The sequence below is a fragment of the Candidatus Endomicrobiellum cubanum genome (assembly GCF_031278955.1).
Classification (GTDB): domain Bacteria; phylum Elusimicrobiota; class Endomicrobiia; order Endomicrobiales; family Endomicrobiaceae; genus Endomicrobiellum; species Endomicrobiellum cubanum.
The window spans coordinates 11,682-30,808 of sequence record NZ_JAITJM010000019.1; the positions used below are offsets into that span (position 1 = coordinate 11,682).

General features: G+C 28.2%; 15 protein-coding genes and 1 pseudogene. 11 read left to right on the forward strand and 5 right to left on the reverse strand.

Annotated features, from left to right (window positions below; all coding sequences use genetic code 11):
• Positions 1-7: 7 nt before the first annotated feature.
• The 4 genes from LBD57_RS01695 to LBD57_RS01710 all read right to left on the reverse strand — a co-directional run bounded on the left by LBD57_RS01695 (position 8) and on the right by LBD57_RS01710 (position 6,145).
• Complete coding sequence (locus LBD57_RS01695; RefSeq protein WP_373469614.1) at positions 8-2,842, reverse strand: ATP-binding protein; 2,835 nt, start codon at positions 2,840-2,842, stop codon at positions 8-10.
• A 192-nt stretch (positions 2,843-3,034) separates the two neighbouring features.
• Complete coding sequence (locus LBD57_RS01700; RefSeq protein ID WP_373469615.1) at positions 3,035-3,961, reverse strand: PD-(D/E)XK nuclease family protein; 927 nt, start codon at positions 3,959-3,961, stop codon at positions 3,035-3,037.
• Positions 3,962-3,970: 9 nt separating this feature from the next.
• Positions 3,971-4,531, reverse strand: coding sequence for a TMEM165/GDT1 family protein (locus LBD57_RS01705; protein WP_373469616.1), 561 nt, complete (start codon positions 4,529-4,531; stop codon positions 3,971-3,973).
• A gap of 162 nt (positions 4,532-4,693) precedes the next feature.
• Complete coding sequence (locus LBD57_RS01710) at positions 4,694-6,145, reverse strand: phospholipase D-like domain-containing protein (protein WP_373469617.1); 1,452 nt, start codon at positions 6,143-6,145, stop codon at positions 4,694-4,696.
• Positions 6,146-6,194: 49 nt separating this feature from the next.
• On the opposite strand from LBD57_RS01710, the gene LBD57_RS01715 reads away from it, so the two are divergent.
• The 8 genes from LBD57_RS01715 to LBD57_RS01750 all read left to right on the forward strand — a co-directional run bounded on the left by LBD57_RS01715 (position 6,195) and on the right by LBD57_RS01750 (position 12,857).
• Positions 6,195-6,626, forward strand: a complete 432-nt coding sequence (locus LBD57_RS01715; RefSeq protein ID WP_373469618.1) for a GNAT family N-acetyltransferase — start codon at positions 6,195-6,197, stop codon at positions 6,624-6,626.
• Positions 6,627-6,726: 100 nt separating this feature from the next.
• Positions 6,727-7,542 carry a shikimate dehydrogenase gene (gene aroE / locus LBD57_RS01720; protein ID WP_373469619.1) on the forward strand — a complete coding sequence of 272 codons (816 nt, stop codon included), beginning with the start codon at positions 6,727-6,729 and terminating at the stop codon, positions 7,540-7,542.
• Positions 7,543-7,860: 318 nt separating this feature from the next.
• Positions 7,861-8,136, forward strand: a complete 276-nt coding sequence (locus tag LBD57_RS01725) for a hypothetical protein (RefSeq protein ID WP_373469620.1) — start codon at positions 7,861-7,863, stop codon at positions 8,134-8,136.
• Positions 8,137-8,220: 84 nt separating this feature from the next.
• Entirely contained in the window at positions 8,221-8,877 is a 657-nt protein-coding gene (gene ispD / locus LBD57_RS01730; RefSeq protein ID WP_373469621.1) for a 2-C-methyl-D-erythritol 4-phosphate cytidylyltransferase, read from the forward strand.
• A 14-nt stretch (positions 8,878-8,891) separates the two neighbouring features.
• Positions 8,892-9,374, forward strand: a complete 483-nt coding sequence (ispF, locus tag LBD57_RS01735; protein WP_373469622.1) for a 2-C-methyl-D-erythritol 2,4-cyclodiphosphate synthase — start codon at positions 8,892-8,894, stop codon at positions 9,372-9,374.
• Positions 9,375-9,394: 20 nt separating this feature from the next.
• A complete protein-coding gene (cysS, locus tag LBD57_RS01740) occupies positions 9,395-10,789 on the forward strand; it encodes a cysteine--tRNA ligase (RefSeq protein ID WP_373469623.1) in 1,395 nt (464 codons plus the stop codon).
• 81 nt (positions 10,790-10,870) lie between these two features.
• The gene (gene rlmB, locus LBD57_RS01745) at positions 10,871-11,581 is read left to right on the forward strand and encodes a 23S rRNA (guanosine(2251)-2'-O)-methyltransferase RlmB (protein WP_373469624.1); all 711 of its coding nucleotides are present in this window, start codon (positions 10,871-10,873) and stop codon (positions 11,579-11,581) included.
• 139 nt (positions 11,582-11,720) lie between these two features.
• Positions 11,721-12,857: a hypothetical protein gene (locus tag LBD57_RS01750; protein WP_373469625.1), complete on the forward strand. Its 1,137-nt coding sequence runs from the start codon at positions 11,721-11,723 to the stop codon at positions 12,855-12,857.
• Between the two features lie 952 nt (positions 12,858-13,809).
• Here LBD57_RS01750 and LBD57_RS01755 read toward each other — a convergent pair.
• Positions 13,810-14,978, reverse strand: a pseudogene (locus LBD57_RS01755) (peptidase U32 family protein).
• A 437-nt stretch (positions 14,979-15,415) separates the two neighbouring features.
• On the opposite strand from LBD57_RS01755, the gene LBD57_RS01760 reads away from it, so the two are divergent.
• From LBD57_RS01760 to LBD57_RS01770, 3 genes are read left to right on the forward strand one after another with little or no spacing between them, the layout of a single operon-like run.
• Positions 15,416-17,401 (forward strand): LTA synthase family protein, encoded by a 1,986-nt coding sequence (locus tag LBD57_RS01760; protein ID WP_373469626.1) that lies wholly within the window; start codon positions 15,416-15,418, stop codon positions 17,399-17,401.
• A 21-nt stretch (positions 17,402-17,422) separates the two neighbouring features.
• On the forward strand, positions 17,423-17,983 hold the full coding sequence (locus tag LBD57_RS01765) for a LemA family protein (RefSeq protein ID WP_373469627.1): 561 nt from the start codon (positions 17,423-17,425) through the stop codon (positions 17,981-17,983).
• 4 nt (positions 17,984-17,987) lie between these two features.
• Positions 17,988-18,989 (forward strand): M48 family metallopeptidase, encoded by a 1,002-nt coding sequence (locus LBD57_RS01770; protein ID WP_373469628.1) that lies wholly within the window; start codon positions 17,988-17,990, stop codon positions 18,987-18,989.
• Positions 18,990-19,127 lie beyond the last annotated feature (138 nt).

The window sequence follows — 19,127 nt, forward strand, 5'->3', positions numbered from 1 at the left end:
TTTATTACTATACAGGAAATTTTACATAAAAAGTGGTACCCTTGCCAAGCTCGCTTTCAACATAAATTTGGCCTCGCATGCTTTGAATTATTCCATAACATATTGATAAGCCAAGTCCTGTACCTTTGCCAACTTCTTTAGTTGTAAAAAATGGATCAAAAATTTTTGAAATATTTTCTTTTGCTATGCCAGTGCCTGTATCTGCAATAGACAAGATATATAAGCCATTCTTTAAAACAGTAGATATTGTAATTTTGCCTCCATTTGGCATAGCATCTTTAGCATTTAATATAATGTTTAAGAGAACTTGTTGTAATTGCATAGGCTTTATATTAATTAAAATATCAGTATCCTTTAAATCTTTAACTACTTCAATATTTACATTTTTTAAATCTTTTTCAAGAAGTGGCAAGGTTTTTTCTATAATATCTACTAGCTTTGATTTAACTATTTTTGACGAATCTTGTCTTGAAAATTCGAGCATATTTTTTATTATGTTTTGACTTCTTAAAGTGGCATCGTATATATTCTGTAAACCTTTTTTTGTTTCTTCTTTTAGAAATTTATCTCTGAGCAAAACTTGCGCAAACCCTAAGATAATACTTAATGGATTGTTTAATTCATGAGCAATACTACCTGCAAGTTCTCCCAGAGAAGCTAACTTATTCTGTTGTATTAAACTATTTTGTAAATTATCTCTTTCTTTTTGAATCAAACGTTCTTTTGTTACATCAAGTATTACAGTTATTATCCCATTAAAGTGCCTTTCAATTGTTTTAAAAGCAGACTTGTAAAATATAAGATTTTTTGTTTCATTTTTTATTATTACAGGTAATTCGTATGAAAGTGCCTTCATATTTTTTACTATTTCTAAATCAGTTTTGGTTGAGATATCATTTGTTTGTTTGTCAAAAAGCATTTCTTCAGAAGCTATTTTCATTAAATCTTTTTTTGAGTATCCTACGAGAGACTCAAACGCTTTATTGCAGTCAAGCAGTTTCATGTTGAGGTTTCTATAATAAATAGCTGTTGGAATATTGTCTATAAGAATTTGTAAAAATTGTAATTGTTGTGCTAGAGCGCCCTCTGTTTTTTTTAATTTAGATATGTCTGTGCCAGAAAATATATATCCTATAATCTTATTTTCATGAGAAAATTGGGGTACAATATGCATAAGTATATTTATATATTCTCCATTTTTTTTACGACAAATCCACTCTAAATTAGTTTTTAAGTTGGTAGATATAACTTTTTGAAAGTTTATAGGTTTTTTGTTTTTGTCAAAGAATATATTTTTAAAATAGTCATTAGAAAAATCCTGTTTGCTATAGCCTGTTATATCATGTGTCCCTTGAGAATAAATAGTCACCTTTCCATTTAAATCAGTAGCTAATATCATCGCATATTTTGCAGAATTTAAAATAAATTGATGCTGCAATGCAAGCGCAGGGATTTTTTGAGATTGATTTAAAAGCCAAAATAAAAGTAATGCAATAATGATTAAAGTACTTGTAATAATATATCCAAGAGTTTTAGCTTGATTTATTACTCCTATTGGAGTAAATCTCACTATAGACCACATATCAGAATTTATAAATTTCCTAGATACATAAATAAATTCATTATTTATTGTAATTAGCTCTTTATCATGTAATTCTCTGGGGTATAATGAAGCGTTATTGCTATTTTCTGACAAGCTCCATAAGGTTTTAAAAGAATTTTTAATAGGATTTGATATTAGTATTTTCCCTTCTTTGGTTACGATAAAAATATTATTAAATGTTTTAAATTTATTTTTTATTGTGAAAATGTTTGCTTTTATTACAATGGTTCCTACTTTGCCGAAACGTCTGCTTATAATGGTAGTAGCTAAATAATATTCTTTATCTAAAATAAATATCCTTTTTTTAATATTTTTTTCTTTTGAAGATTTTTTTAAGTATTTAAAAAACTCCGGATTTTCTTTATAAATTTTACTAGGATTTTGATATGGATAACCTGAAAAAGAAAAAATTTTATTATTATTAGTTAACGCAAAAAGAAGATTAACGTTAAAGCTATTTTTATATCCATCAAGCATTTTGTTTATAGGCTTTATTTTGTCTGAAGATGGAAATGCAAGAGTTTCCTTTAAAAAAGGGGATTTTGAAAGAGAGTCACTTATTTCATTTAAATTTTCTAAAGTTATAGCTACACTTTCTGCTATACTTGACGTAGTAGTATCTGCGTTTGTTATTACTGTGTTTTTTGAGTTTGTTTCAAGATAGTTAGAAAAAAAGAACCCTCCCAAAAATATAAGAGAAATTATTGTAGCTATGGGGATGTGTTTCCAGATAAAAGGAATATAGTCATATATTTTTATGCTTTTTTCTTTGCAAATTTTGAAATATTTAAAAATTAAATTTGCTATAGACATTACTGCTATTGTAGATAACAATTCAGAAATAGCAAGCAAGCATATTGAGTTGATATTAAAAAATCGTACAGTTTCAAAAAACAAAACAGAACAAGTGTAATATATAATAAAGATGAATATGAATAGAATTCTATTTTTATAAGCCGTTGCCTTTTTATAACAATTATATGTTAAGTTGATAAAAATAAATATAGCAGGAATAAATTGAGAGAAAAACAAAGATATTATGAAATGATTTGGATTTAATATAAAATATATGAGTAAAGGTACAATAGCACAAGGCCAAAATACATATTTTTTTAATTTGCGATTATTAAAATTTTCATAAGCTGTAAGTGATCCTAAAAGAAGTGAGCTTAATCCAAAATAGTTTAAACAGTTTGTAATAAATAAAAATTCATCTCTCCCATATGAAAATGCCCTCATAAATTTCACTAAGGCAATACAAACAGAATAAAATATCAGATAGGAATAGAATTGTCTCCATAACTTAGTCTTACAAGCTGTGATAAATGCTATAGCAAAACATAGGTACGACCAAGCTGAAAGGAAAAGGGTATAATTATAATTTTGAGCAAAAAAATCCATTATAATCCTTTAAATAGTCAGAAGGTTTGTCTAAACCCCCGGTATTAACTTGAAATTTTGAAAATTGTTAACTTGGCTTCCAGGACAAATTTCCTTATAACTACAATATTTACAGTGAAAAATATTTCTAGCTAAGGAAAATTCTTTTTTATCTTTAGGTATATTTTTTTCGATATCTGTTAAATATTCGTACATGTCTTTTGTTTCTTTTTCTACACTGGAGGCAAGTTCTTCCATTTTAAAATCTGAAACTTTAACATTTTTTTCGTTGTAATGTGGATAAAGGTAAGCTACTATAGGTACAATATTTTCTGCTTTTGTTTCAAAATTACAACTTGCCCACAAGGCATATCCTAATAGTTGTTTAGAGTGTTTTTTTTCGTCTGCTTTGCCAGTTTTCCAGTCAAGGATATAAATTTTGTCTTCTACAGGAAACAAAAAATCTACTTTGCAAAAAGCTTTAAAGTTATTTATTCGTGTTTCTCCAAATCCATCAGGCTCTATAATCCATTTATCAAGTTGTTTAATAGCATTTTTTTCAATCCAGGAAAATCTTTGACTTTTTAAAAGATTCAGTACTGTATTTTTTACTTTTGTATAAATTTCGTCAACATAAATTATTTCGCCATTATAGTAGTGCTCAAAAAAAGTTTTTGAGGAACAATATCTTTCTGTCATATCAAAAACATATTTAAAGAGTTTGTCTTTGTTTATTGGTTTTGTACTTTTTTTATATCTTGTAAGAATATCCCTTATAATATCGTGGACAATATTGCCAGTTTCCAAGGCTTTTGAAGTCAAATTTTTTAAAAACTGAAGTTTTTCTATAGGGACATCTTTATCGTACTTTGCATAATAATCATAAAAGTACTGACGTTTACAGTTTAGGAATTTATCATATCTTGATATAGACCACCCTAAAATATCTGTATAGTCAAATCTTTTTATTTCATTCATAGAAAATCCTTAATTAAGAATTAAAAATAGGCCAGAAAGTCCAAATGCTAAAAATATAACACAAGATATTAATCTTACAATTTTTTTGTTAACTTTTTTGCCTACTACAGACCCAAGATAAATAGCTAAAGCATCTGCTATTACTATACCTAAAGTTGAGCCTATTAACACAATAAAAGGCATTTTGTATTTCATTGATAATGTCATAGTTGCAAATTGTGATTTATCACCCATTTCTACTATAAAAAAAGCAATTAGCATAGAAAAAAAAGAACATGTTGTTGCCTTATTGGTAGTATTATTTTTTGTAAAAGCGCTAAATAATTCGTAAATACCAAAAAAGATAAAAAAAATACATGCTATAATTTGTGAATATAAGTCAGGCAGAGTTATAGCCAAAATATGCCCAGTTCCTACTGCCAAAATATGCGATAAAAGAGTAGATATAATTACTGCTAAAATTATATATAGAGGCTTACTTCTTGTTGCAAATGATAAAGCAAGTAATTGTGTCTTATCGCCAAGTTCTGCTATAAACATAAAAATAAAAGAAGATAAAAAATTTTCCACCTACTTATTTTACATTAATAGGTTATACCAAATCAATAAATTAAAAATAGATTCTAGGGAAACTAAAAATACAAATGATAGATATAGTTTCAATCTTTGTTATTTAGATAAATTATATAAGTAACAATTATATGAAAAAATTTGTGTATTATTCCTTATGATTTATCCATATGGCGTTAAAAGTCTGTACATATTATTTCGTAATTTTTTTAGTGTAGACATATTTTTACAATAATCTGCTGTTACAACTGTTGCTTTTTCTTTTTTTTCTTTTGCAATAGTTTCAAGTGTTCTTGCTAAGCTTTTACTGAAAATTTCCATATTAGACTCAAAATTTAGCTTAAAACTTCTAACATCCCAATTAGCAGAACCTACAAAAACCCATTCGTTGTCTACCACAAAAATTTTGCTATGGTCAAAAGGAGGATGAGTGTGAAAAATTTTTACTCCTCGATTAATTAGGCTTAAAAAGTTTGCTTCAGAAGCTTTTGATATAAAACTATTGTGTATTTTAGGAAGAATTATTTCTACTTCTATGCCTCTCATAGCTGCCATTTCAATAGATGTTAAAATATTTTTTTCAGGGAGAAAATAAGGTGTTATAATAAGAATTTTCTTTATTGCTGCACTTATAGCTCCAAGGGCAATAAGCTCTATTGCATTATTTTGTTTATCAGGGCCTCCTGGTATAGCTCTAGCTGCTAGTCCTTTGGAGTTTTTATATTTTATAGATTTTGCTATAGAGTTAAATTTTTCCCCTGTAACAAATTCCCAATCTTCTTCAAAAATTTCTGCTATTTGTTGTATTACAGGACCATTGATTTTAAAAGTAATATCTATGATTGCATTTTTTTTATCATCTATTAAACAGTTATTTTTTGATAAATTCATACCTCCAAAAAATGCTGTTTCCCCATCTATCATCATAATTTTTTTATGGTTTCTTAAATTTACAAAAGCAAAAGTTAATGGAAATTTTAATGGTAAAAATATGCCGTATTGTAAACCTTTAATTTCTTTTAACTTTTTTTCTATTGATTTCCCAAATATGTTAAAAGTACCTATGCCATCAATCAGGACCTTTATTTTAGCCCCATTATTGATAGCTACCTTAAGTGCATCTAGAATTTTTTCTGTTTCAGAATCATAATCAAAAATATAACTTGAAATTAATACCTCTTTTTTTGCTTCTTTTATAGCGAGTATCATTTCTGGATATGCTTGAAAGCCATTTTGTAAAGGTTCTATTAAGTTCCCAAAAACAAAATTTTGGCTATAAACTTTATGACTAAAGTTTATAAATTGTTTATAGTTAATTGGCAAGTTTTCAAAAATGTTATTTATTAATACTTTAGAGTAGCTTTCTGTTAAATTAATACTTCCTTTTAATTTTAAACTTTTACGCTTTACTCTATTTATTCCTAGAAATATATAAAGAATAGTGCCTATAAAAGGAGATAAAAAAACAAGAGCTATCCAACCTATAGAACTTTTAATATCGTCTTTATGTAAAAGAATATGTATGCTAGTAGTTATAGCTAGAGTTAGGTAAAAGATTGCTAAAACTAAGCCTTGAAAATTGAATTTGATAAAATTTGAGAATATACTTAACATATGAAATATGTTATAAAAATCGATTTTCTTTATCAAGGAGAAATTTTGTATGGAAATAATACAGTTAAAAGAATATGATTATACAAGTGTATTAGATTTATGGGAAAAGTCGGTAAAATGTTCGCATGAATTTTTAAAAGAACAAGATTTTAATGTTATAAAAGAGTCAGTTGAAATAATTTTTAAAAAAATCAGATTGTATGGTATTAAACAGGATTATAATCTTTGTGCTTTTATGGGGACTTCTCATAATCAAATAGAAGCTCTTTTTGTAGACCCTACTTATTTTGGACAGGGTTTAGGCAGAAGGCTTGTAAATTATGCTATAAATGAATTAAATTTAAGAAAAGTATGTGTGAATGAGCAGAATAAAAAAGCTTGTAATTTTTATGATAAAATGGGGTTTAAATTTGTAAGTAGAGATAAGCTTGATTTTCTTAATCTTCCTTACCCAGTTTTACATTTAGAGTTACAAAGATAAATAGAGAGCTGAATATACACTTAATTGATAAACTTTAGGCTTTATTGTAAAATACGCATATGCATTAGAGTTTTTAGACAGATCCCAGTTGAGGTATATAATGGTAAATGCGGATACAAAATTATTTGCGATTTTAGGTTGTCCGGTAAAACATTCTTTTTCTCCTCAACTGTATAATGAATGGTTTAGAAAAGAAAGTCTAAATTGTATTTATTTTGCAATAGAACTAAACATAAAAAGTTTTAAGAAAGTGTTTAATTGTATGAGGTTTTTAGGTTTTTCAGGTTTTAATATTACTCTTCCCTATAAGGCAGAAGTTATTAAGTATTTAGATATAGTTGATAATGTAGTCAAGAAAATAGGTAGTGTAAATACGGTGTGCGTAAAAAATAATAAATTTTATGGATATAACACAGACTGGATGGGTTTTATTAATGATTTAAGTGATAAAAATATAAATTTAAAAAATAAGAACATTTTAGTTGTTGGTGCTGGTGGAGCTGCAAGGTCAATTTTGTATGCTTTAAAAAAACTTAAAACAGATAAAATATATATTACAAATAGAACTATAAAAAATGCAGAAAAACTTTCTAAAGTATTTAATGTAGGGAGTATTAGCTTACAAAAAGCGAGAGATTTACTTCCTTCAATAGATATGTTAATTAACTGTTCTTCATGTGGTATGGATTTGCAAGATGTTCTTCCTTTTGATGTAGGTAAATTTAAATGCAAATTAATTGTATATGATTTAATTTATAATAAGCTTACTCCTTTTATTAAATTTGCTAAAGCAAACAAATTAAAAGTATTTACAGGTGAAGGCATGCTTATACGCCAGGGTGCTTGTAATTTTGAAATATGGACTGGAATATACCCTGATGTTGAGAAATTCAAAAAATTTAGGAGTTTTGATTAAGGTAAAATTTAATGATTATTTGTTTTCTGTTACTTGTGATAGCAGGATTAGTGATATTGCTTATAAAAGCCCAAAAAAAGCTCTAAAAATGTTGCTATTATTGATTTAAGTATTTTGCTTGATAGTAGAATTTATGATATGATAAATACAAAATTTTTAAATTTTGATTTGATTATCCCTTCTTTTTTGATTGATGAGTTGAAAAATATTGCAAAAAGCTCTAATTCCGTTAAACCGTAGTACAGCAAAGAGAAGTTTAGTTGTTTTAGATATGTTAAGAATCTTAATTTGGTAAATGTAACCATACTAAAAACAAACTTGAACAATGAAAAAGATAATATATCTAAAATTATCGATATTGCAAAATCTAAAAAAGCACAAATAATAACAAAAGATTTTGAAGTTTATAAAATAGCGTCTTTAGAAAAAGTAGCCGTTTTAAATTTCAATAACTTAGAAAGGGCTCTTTACCCTACATTTCTTCCTGGCCAAAAGGTGAATGTTTATTTAGTTAAAGAAGGCTCACAACATGAGCTACAGGTTATTTTGATGAAAAAACTACAGTTGTTCAAATTGATGGTAAGAGTTATATAGATAGAAATACTCAAATAGTGGTTACTTCTTCAATATTTAGTTCAAACTGTAAGCTAGTTTTTGGGAGAATTTTAAGGCAATAAAATGAAAGGTGCTGTTATAGTAGTAGCAGGTGGTTTTGGTAAGAGGTTTGGAACTAAAATTCCAAAACAATTTTTAATGCTTAACAAGAAACCAATGTTTCTTTGGAGCGTTGAAGCATTTGCAAAATTAAAGTGCTTTAAACAAAAAATTGTAGTTGTGCCTTCGTGTATGGTAGAGGGGTTATCCTTAAAGTATAAAGATATTTTTGAATGCGTTGCAGGAGGTAAAGAGAGATTTGATTCTGTTAAAAATGGATTAAAGCTTGTAAAAGAAGACATACACTTTGTTGCTATTCACGATGGAGCAAGACCACTTATCTCTAAAGAGGATATAGATGTAATTTTAAAAGAAGCACAAAAAACAAAAGCTGCTATTGCTGTAGAACAAACAAAAGATACAATAAAGGTTGTATCCAGCAAAAATAGAATTATCAAAACATTAAATAGATCTGTTTTAAGAAATGCACAAACTCCTCAAATTTTTGAAACAAACTTGTTGAAAAAAGCTTATTCAAGAAACATATCAAGAAACATTACTGATGATTCAAGTCTTGTAGAGAAATTAAATGTAAAAGTTTCTGCAGTGGTAACTAAATTCCCGAACTTTAAAATAACAACAAAACAAGATTTTCTTATAGCAGAAAAACTTTTAAGGTAAAAGGATAAAATAATATGTATGTTGGATTAGGATATGATGTGCATAGGTTTAAAAAGGGCAGACCTCTTTTTTTGGGAGGAGTAAAAATAGACAATTTATTTGGCTTAGATGGGCATAGTGATGCAGATGTTTTGATTCATGCTTTAATGGATGCATTGCTTGGAGCTTGTGGATTAAATGATATAGGACATTTTTTTCCAAGCAATGATATAAAATATAAAAATATTTCTAGTATTTCTCTTTTAGAAAAAGTATATAAAGAGCTAAAAAAACAGAAATTTTTTGTAAATAATGTTGATATTACAATAATTGCGGAGGTTCCTAAAATATACCCTTTTATAGATAAAATGAAAGAAGTAATATCAAGTACAATAAAAATAAAAAAAGAAAGAATTGGTATAAAAGCTACAACAAATGAGAGAATGGGATTTGTAGGTAGAAAAGAAGGTATTGCATCTATGGCAGTTGTAAGTATAAAAAAGCAGACAAAGAAATAGTAAGAAAAAGAGGCAATGTTGTGGCAATTAAAATTTGGAACACTTTAACAAACACAAAAGAATATTTCAAGCCTCAAAAAGAAGGTTTTGTGTCTATGTATGTATGCGGAGTAACTCCTTATGATCAAGTACATTTGGGGCACGCAAGAGCATACGTTGTTTTTGACATAATAAAACGGCATTTTTTACAAAGAGGCTATAAAGTAACCCATATTCAAAATTTTACAGATGTTGATGATAAAATAATAAAAAGAGCTTCAGAAAAAAGCATACAACCTTCACAGTTAGCGCAAATGTATATAGACGATTATTTTTCTCAAATGGACAAGCTGAATGTTTTAAAAGCTCAAGAGTATCCTCGTGTTACTAGTATGATTACAGATATTATTAATTTTATAAAAGAACTTGTTGCTAAAGGGTTTGCTTATAATGTTGATGGAGATGTATATTTTCCTGTTGAAAAGTTTAAAAATTATGGAAAATTGTCTAAAAGAAAACTAGATAACTTAAAAATAGGAGCGAGAGTTAACGTTTGTGACGAAAAGGTTTCAGCATATGATTTTGCTTTGTGGAAAAAAACAAAAAAAAATGAACCAGAAGAAGTTTCTTGGGACAGTCCTTGGAGTAAGGGGAGACCTGGTTGGCATATAGAATGTTCTGTAATGTCTTCTCATTTTTTAGGTGATACCATAGATATACACGGTGGCGGACAGGACTTAATTTTCCCTCATCATGAAAATGAAATTGCTCAAAGTGAAGCTAAAACTGGCAGACAATTTGTTAAATATTGGATACATAATGGTTTTGTTACAGTAAATAAAGAAAAGATGTCAAAATCTTTAAATAATTTTTTTACTTTAGAAACAATTTTTGAAAAGTATAATCCTAGAATAGTACGTTATTATCTTTTAACTCAACATTATTCTAGTCCATTAGATTTTTCTGATATTAATTTAAATTCTGCTAAAAATGCTTTACAAGGTTTAGATGATGCATATTTAAGGCTTACATCTAATATAAGTGAAGAGATTTTAGAATTAAAAGATAAAGATTTAATAGAATTAAAAGAGAAATTTTTATTATCATTAGACGACGACTTTAATTCTGAAAAAGCGCTTTCTTATTTACACGAATTAAAAAGCATAATATTGAATGAATTATTTAGTTCTAACAAAGAAAGACTTGCTTCCTTTAAAAAAATGTTTGAAGATTTTTCTGAAAAATCTTTAGGTATAGTTCTTCCTAAAGAAGAAAGTTCAAATGATTATTTGCAAAATCTCTTTATTGAAAGAAATCAAGCAAGGAAAAACAAAAATTGGCAAGAATCTGATAGACTAAGAGACATTCTAAATGCTAAAGGATATAAGATAATAGATAATAAAGACGGTACATCTATATTAGTAAAAAAGATTTAAAGCTTATCTAGTTGATATTAATCTAAAGGACTTTTCTAAATGTATAAAAACAATAAAAAGGATATTTTATTGGAGAATATTGTGTTTGGTCGTAATGCAGTTTATGAACTTTTAAAAGCTCATAAACGTACTGTAAATAAAATTATGATTTCAAAGACAGCAAGGGGTAACACAATTTCTGAAATTATAAGTATTGCAAAACAGAAAGGTATAGCTGTGCACAGCGTACCTCCAGAAAAATTAGATAAATTTTCACAACAATCTCAAGGTATAGCTGCAGAAGTTTCGCCAATAGTATATTTAGATATTTTAGATTTAATAAAGAAAGCAAAACAATCACCAAAATCTTTACTAGTAATATTGGACGGCATAGAAGACCCTCATAATTTAGGAGCAATTATAAGGAATTGTGTAGCTTTTGGCGCTGACGGGGTAATAATTCCAAAATGGAGAGCAGTTAGCGTAAATGAAACGGCTTCTAAATCTTCTGCAGGGGCTATAGAACACATTCCTATTTCTAAAGTTTCAAATTTAAACCAAGCAATAACTTTATTAAAGGATAATAATTTTTGGATAGCTGGTGCAGAAAACGGTAGTCAAACATTAGGAACAATAGATTTACCATTTCCTCTTGCAGTTATAATAGGGAGTGAGGGTTTTGGTCTCCACGATTTAACAAAAAAGAACTGTGATTACTTGATTTCAATTTCTCAGAAAAATACTATATCTTCATTAAACGCTTCATGTGCATCTGCTGTAATTTTATATGAACTGTTTAAGATAAGAAGATAATCAAAAAAATATTTCAGAGATCATAAAGCATTTAAATTATTTTTGTAAATTTTTATTTACTCTATACGATGTCAAAAAATTAGATGTTAGTTCGGTACTCAAACTCACCTTAACAATTAAGGGGCTCATAGAACCTGATTTGAGCATTAGAGTTCCCCCGAATTTTCCTTTTTTTCTTTTGCCGGTCAAGTCAGGTTCTAATAACTCTCTTGTTATTCATTCTACTATGTCATACCGCACCATCTACGGCTCTGTTAATTTCCCTTTTGCTTCTTCTTCTGTTTCATCTGGTGATTCCAATGTCCTTCTTAAAGATTTCATTGAATGTTCTTCTAATTCTACTACCATTTATAATGATTTAAATCGCTCTTACATATATGGCTCTTTTTCTTTGTTAAGTAATGCTATTTACTATATCACTCCTTCAAATAATCTCATTAATTCTACTTTCTCCTTTACTAATAACTCTATCAACATCTCTAGCTTTTCTAATATAAACGAAATCTATGGCGCTTATATATACCTTGATACTAAAAATGATTCTTCTAACCCTGTTACCCTCACCTCTTCTTTTTATCTAGATAACAATTCCATTAATATTTCTTCCTATTGTAATGTATACCGCATATACGCTGCTTACCTAGACCTAGTCTCAAACCGTGACGCTGTTTATCATCCTAATACTATCTCTATCTCCTCTAATTCCATTTCTATTAGTTCTTCTATTTCTAACTGCTACCAAATATCCTTTGCTCAGGTATCCTTATCCAACTGTGAAGTAGACAATCTCCTCATTAATAACAACACCCTTTCTTTTACCAACTCTGATATTGATTTGTCAACTACTCCTGTTTATTTAGTTAATACTGACTATTCTAAAGATTCTACTATCCATAACTCTATTGCTGAAAATAATTCCCTTAACTTCATTAATGCTACAAATGTCTCTTTAGGTACTTTACTTGGCTTTGACTCCTTCTCCTTTGCTCTCCCTAACAACCTACCCAATAATCAAACTATTCTTTATCTCCGTAATCAGTCCTTCCCTCTTATTATCAATGCTCAAAAACTCTCCATCTCTAACTACGACCATTTCACATCCCCCTTGTCAATTAACCTCATAGATGCTTATGGATCTGGCAATATCTCATTGTCTAATACTAACGGCTCTTACCTATACAACACTCGTACTGAACTCAAAGTCATTGACAATACTCTCATCTTTACCTTCAACCCCTCTATTTCTGATTCTTCTCCTATTACCCTTTCAATATAAGATGAAAGCAACATACTGTCTATTATTTTTTTCTATATATGCCACAAACCCTCCAATTATGCAAATATGCAATACGGCTGCATTTTAACATAAATAAGTTGGTTACATATAAAAGTAGTTATCCGATTAGAAGTTGGAAAAGTGAAAGTACAGATACATTATATAGAAAAGGTTATTGTAGTCCTTTTCCAAAGTTAACTCGACATTATTTTGTAAATATTGTTGTTTATTGTAAGCATTTAATAATGAGTTTAAATAGCTTTCGTTCGGCTCTATAAAGGAAAGGTCTATCATAAACTAGTTTATTTTCAAGTTTTTTAAAATGTTAAGTTTGTTAAAGAGCATTACAGGAAAACGGGGAATAATGTAAGTTTTTTCATTTTTGTTTATATATCTAAAAGAATCTTTTGTAGAGTCAATAATAAATTGTTTGTTTAGGGTTAAATCTTTATGCATTTTCATAAGAGAAATTGCTAAAACAGGAAATCCAGAAATATAAAAAATGCCGTTACTGTAAAGTCCATTTTGACAAAGAAGTTGTATATTTTTATAGTCATCTTCTAAATAAAAAATTTGCAGTAAAAGAGTTTAATGTGTATAAAGAACTGTCAGCAAAAAGTTGGATTTTATTGTTTTTAAAAAATTGAAAATGTGATAAATTGCTTATAAAAATACCTTTAACTTTTTTAGTAATTATTGAATCTAGAGCTTGTTGAAATATTGGTAAATCAAACTCCCTATATATGGTGGTAATTGAAAATAATAAAAAGTTTTTAAAGAATCTATGGTTTGTATTGAGTCTTTGTTTAAAGAAAATATTATAGATATATTTTTTTTAACTATATTCAACCATTTAAGATTGTCAATTTTTATAAATAATTCGCCAAGATTATTTTCATTTTTAAATTTTGGTAAATTAATTATATATTCATTTATTTTAAACTGTTTTTTTCTATTGTTGTTTTATTGTAAACATTTTCAAGTTTTTTTCTGTATAACTATTTGAGATTTTGAAAACATCCATAGTGACCTTTAAGGAAGTCAGGTTAGTTTCTATTTCGTAGGAATCATTTTTTATTGTTATGTTTAGCACTTTTGTTGTATAAGATGTATCTTTTGCGGAATCTACTATTTTTAATGTATCACCTATATTTAGATTAAGAGAGGATTTTAACATAAAAGATAGCTTATGCACTTTGGTAATTTTACCAAAATATATACCAGTTTGTTTTGATAGTTTTGGGGTGAAAATATCATCTGATTTTTTTATAAAATTAAAAGTTGCTTTTTCTCTAGCAAAATCATTCTCAGGTAAACAGCAAGCTTCTTTAAAAGCAGCATCATTGTTTGATAATAATAGCTTATACGATTTTACAGTGTTATAGACATAGTGAGGACTTTTCATTCTTCCTTCAATTTTTAATGAGGAAATTCCAGATGTTTTTAGTTCGTTTATATAGGTATACAAGCTTAAATCTTTTGGAGAAAAGTAGAACCCTTTTTTATCTTGTATTGTCCACATTCTTCTACAAGGTTGAGCACACTTTCCTCTGTTTCCACTATATTCTCCAATAAAACTTGAAAACAAGCAAAGACCAGAAACACTAAAACATAATGCCCCATGTACAAAAAGTTCTAGCTCAATATCTGTTTTTTTGATATGGATTTTATTTCTTGTAAAGAGAGTTCTCTAGATAAAACTACTCTTTTAAAACCAATTTTTTTAGCTTCAAAAGTGCCATAACTGTTGTGTATAGGCATTTGTGTACTAGCGTGTAAATTTAAGTCTGGAAAGCTATTTAAAATAATATTTGCAATACCTAAATCTTGTACGATTATTGCATCAATACCGATTTGTGAAACAAAATTAAGAGTTTTTATTAAATTTTTAAGTTCAGATTCTTTTATTAATGTGTTTAAAGTAACATATACTTTAACATTTCTACTATGAGCATAAGATGTGTAATTATAAAGGTCAAAAAATGTAAAGTTTTTGGCTTTGTTTCTTGCATTAAAATCCGTAAGGCCACAATATATAGCATCTGCACCAGCTTGGATGGCTGCGATAAAAGGTTCTTTGGAACCAGCAGGAGCTAACAGTTCTATTTGTTTTTTATTCATGGTAAAAATTGTACAAAGATTTTAAATATTTTTTGTGAGTTCTAAGATTTTCCTTTATTATTTTGTTTTTTTAATAACATCAAAATATGGAAAGATGTATAGCAAAGCCAAAACTGGCAAAATTTTGTATATGATAAAATTTTTTTACAAATCTTTTATCAAAAATCCATTTTTTACAAGCCAGGTTTTAATTTTTCAAAATCTAAATTTTTGAACTCAATATAAATATTTTGTAAAATAATAATCAAACAAGTTTTTTTATAACTCTCCTAAAGCGTATAAATGCTGTAATTTTTTGACAAAGCAAGGCAAAAATGTAGAGCTTATCGTGTGATAAGCACAAATTTTTAACACAGCGATGTTCAAAATGGCGTTGTAAGCGTATATGTTAAGGGTTTTACAGGCCATTATATATAAAACAGTGGTTTTTGTTACAGATGATAATAAAAACATTTAATTTTGAAAAATATGTTGATTGTATAATTAAAATAATACCTTTAAACGTCGCTATATTTTTAATGATGACGCTTTATAGACTGTTTTTTTTCTTTTATTTTAAAAATGGATTAGCGCTTGATGGACTCTACAATTCTTTGTTTAAATCGTTTTTGCTTGGCGCAAGGTTGGACATAGCTACACTCGCCTATATAAATTTATTTGTAGCATTCATGTTTAGCATTTTTCTTGTTATAAAGAATTTACTATTATTTAGAATTTCTGTATATTTTTTAAAAATTTATTATTTTTTAGCTTTTTCAACTATTATTGTTTTAGATATTATAGATTTTGGGTTTTACGTATCTTTTGGTGAGCATATTAATATTTTAATTTTTGATTTTTTTTCAGATGACACTTTTGCTCTTATAAAAACAATACTTTATGATCATCGCTTTTTAATAGCTTTAATTTCTTTGTTTATTATAACTTTTATAATATATAAATTGATTGCATTTACAACTTCTCAATTGACATCCAAGCATACTATTATAGACACTTCTGTATTTAATTTTATATCTAAAACATTAGTGATTTTGCTTATACCATTTAGTATATTTTGCTTAGCTAGAGGAACGTTATCTATGTTCCCGTTAGGTAAATTTCATGCTCAAGTATCTAATAATCAATTTATAAATAATGTGGCTTTGACAAGCGTACATTCTTTTTGTGACGCGTTAGACGCGAAAATTTCTCAAATTGATAATTATGTGGATATAGCTCAAAAATTTAATGTAAAAAAAGAAGAAATAGACACTAATATTTTTAATAAAGTTTCCAGTGTCAATTCCATGGCAGAAGAAATAAAACCAAATGTGGTTTTTATTATTTTAGAAGGTTTTGGAGAATTGCCAATATTATACAATAGTCAAAATTTTGACGTTTTAGGTGAGCTTGCTAAGCATTTTCAAGAAGATTTTGTTTTTTATAATTTTTTATCTGCTGGCAAAATAACTGTACATGCTTTAGAATCTACAATACTTAACATGCCTCAAAGACCGTTCTCATTGCAAATCACTCAAACTTCTAAAGCATTTAAGCAATTTTCAAGCTCAATAGTTTTGCCTTATAAAAAAGCAAACTATTTTACAAAAGCTATTTATGGTGGCAGTCTTGCTTGGAGAGATATCAACAATTTTTTAAAAGCTCAAGGTTTTGATGAAGTTTATGGAGAAGGTTCTATAAAAAATGAATTTAGACATCAATGGGGCATAAACGATGCCCAGTTTTTTGAATTAATTTTAAGAGAATTAAAAAATAGTAATGGCCAACCTATGTTTATTTATGCAATGTCTACTGCAACTCATCCACCGTACGAGACTCCCCCATACTATAAACCTTTAAATATTAATATACCTAGAGATATCTTAAACATGATGCCTGGGGAGACTAAATACGGTGTTAGAATATTTGAAAGTTATCAATTTGCAAATAGGCAGGCAGCAAAATTTTTAAGTGAAATAAAGAGTTCTGAGTTTGCAAAAAATACTATTGTTGTAATAACTGGCGACCATAACTTAAGAGAATTTAAAGCTACTACTCAAGAAGAGTTATTTAAAAAGTATTCAGTGCCTATGTATATGTATGTTCCAGAAAAACTAAGAAAAGATATGGATGTAAACATTAGTGGTTGTCATATGGATATTGGGCCAACGCTATACGACTTGTCTTTTTCAGAGGCGCAGTACACAGCAGCAGGTGAAAGTTTACTAGGACAGCATTTAAGTCATGTTGCTTTTAATAGTGATGGATTTATATTGTCTAACAATAAAGCTGTTTTGTACAATCCTGAAAATGCAAATATAACCTACTTTAATTTTAACGAGAAAACTAAGATGTTAGAAATAACACAGGAGACTCAAGAGCATAAAGAAATGCTTGAGTATTACAAAAAAGTAGTTGCTACTTCAAACGAATATTTAAATTAAAAGTATTGGAGGTATATTATTATGCAAGCAGTTGTTGTTATTATTTTAGTTTTTCTTTTAGGTGCATACACATTCTCAATTTATAACAAACTTGTAACTTTTAAAAATAGAGTGATAGAATCTTGGAGTGATGTAGAAATACAAATGAAACGTCGTTACGATTTGATCCCAAATCTTGTTGAGACTGTTAAAGGGTACGCGTCTTTCGAAAAAAACACTTTGGATGCAGTTATAAAAGCTAGAAACACAGCTATTAGCATAAAAGGGAATATAGAAGGGAAAGCAAAAGCAGAAAATGTTTTGGAGAGTACATTAAAATCTCTGTTTGCATTATCTGAAAATTATCCTAACCTTAAAGCAAACGAAAATTTTTTAGAACTCCAAAGAGAACTTACAAATACAGAAAACAAAATACAAGCAAGTCGAAGATTTTATAATTCAAATGTTCTTGCTTTAAATATAAGACTTGAAATTTTTCCAAGTAATATTGTTGGAAAAATATTTAACTTTAAAAAACAGAACTTCTTTAAATTAGATGAAGCAGAACAGGCAGCAAAAAATCCTGTAAAAGTTTCTTTTTAGTTAAATGCCAAAGATTACAACTTATGATTTTATAGAATCTAACACTAGAAAAACAATTTTCCTATTTCTACTGTTTCCTATAAGTTTGAGTATACTTATATATTTAGGAATTTTGTATGTGAGTTTGTTACGTCTTGAAAATATGCCCAGAGGGGCTTTTCAGGTCTCTGTGTTTACTCTTGCTAACCAAACTGCAATGTACGTTTTGCCTATAGTTTCTATTATAGCAATTTTGTGGATTTTAGTAAGTTATTATTTAGGACAACATTTTATTTTGGCTACTACTAAAGCTGTCGAACTTACTAAACAGAATGCCCCAGAAGTAGTAAAAATTGTAGAAGATATTGCTATAACTGCGGGGCTTCCTATGCCTAAAGTATATTCTATAAATGATATGGGGATGAATGCTTTTGCTACAGGAAGGGATCCAAAACATTCTTATATTGTGTTAACTAAAGGAATTATAAATAAACTAGAAAAAAGCGAGTTGGAAGGTGTTATTGCTCACGAAATGGCTCATATAGGCAACAGAGATATAAAACTTATGCTTATAATGATTGTATGCATTAGTTTTGCAACTATTCTTGCAGAGATACTTTTAAGAATATCATTAACGGCACGGACAAACAACTCTAAAAACAATGTAAGCGCAATACAAATATTTTTACTTATACTAGCAATATCTTTATATGTTTATGGATATTTAGTAGCTCCTTTGATAAAATTTGCAGTTTCTCGTACAAGGGAATTTCAGGCTGACGCTACAGGTGCCTTAATAACTAGAAATCCACGAGGTTTAATAAGTGCTTTAGAAAAGATTTCTGGTAATTCTGTAGTAAAAATTTTAAGTGATAAACAGACAATGTCTCCGATGTGTATAGCAAATCCCTTAACAAAAAATAAGCAAGATACTTTCTTTTCAAAAGTTTCAGGTCTTTTTACAACTCACCCACCAATAGAAGAAAGAATAAAAGCCCTTAAAATCATGGATGGATATAGAACCTGACTTGCCCGGGAAAAGGGAAAATAAATACTTCTTCCCCTTGGCTTTCTTCTAACTTTAATGATTCTTCTAATAACTCTCTTTTTATTCATTCTACTATGTCATACCGCACCATCTACGGCTCTGTTAATTTCCCTTTTG

Excerpts from the sequence above, each read along its gene's own strand:
- LBD57_RS01770 (WP_373469628.1), top strand. The coding sequence starts at position 17,988 with ATGCCAAAGATTACAACTTATGATTTTATAGAATCTAACACTAGAAAA.
- LBD57_RS01760 (WP_373469626.1), top strand. The coding sequence starts at position 15,416 with ATGATAATAAAAACATTTAATTTTGAAAAATATGTTGATTGTATAATT.
- ispD (WP_373469621.1), top strand. The coding sequence starts at position 8,221 with ATGAAAGGTGCTGTTATAGTAGTAGCAGGTGGTTTTGGTAAGAGGTTT.
- LBD57_RS01695 (WP_373469614.1), bottom strand. The coding sequence starts at position 2,842 with ATGAGGGCATTTTCATATGGGAGAGATGAATTTTTATTTATTACAAAC.
- LBD57_RS01710 (WP_373469617.1), bottom strand. The coding sequence starts at position 6,145 with ATGTTAAGTATATTCTCAAATTTTATCAAATTCAATTTTCAAGGCTTA.
- aroE (WP_373469619.1), top strand. The coding sequence starts at position 6,727 with ATGGTAAATGCGGATACAAAATTATTTGCGATTTTAGGTTGTCCGGTA.
- LBD57_RS01715 (WP_373469618.1), top strand. The coding sequence starts at position 6,195 with ATGGAAATAATACAGTTAAAAGAATATGATTATACAAGTGTATTAGAT.
- ispF (WP_373469622.1), top strand. The coding sequence starts at position 8,892 with ATGTATGTTGGATTAGGATATGATGTGCATAGGTTTAAAAAGGGCAGA.
- LBD57_RS01700 (WP_373469615.1), bottom strand. The coding sequence starts at position 3,961 with ATGAATGAAATAAAAAGATTTGACTATACAGATATTTTAGGGTGGTCT.
- LBD57_RS01765 (WP_373469627.1), top strand. The coding sequence starts at position 17,423 with ATGCAAGCAGTTGTTGTTATTATTTTAGTTTTTCTTTTAGGTGCATAC.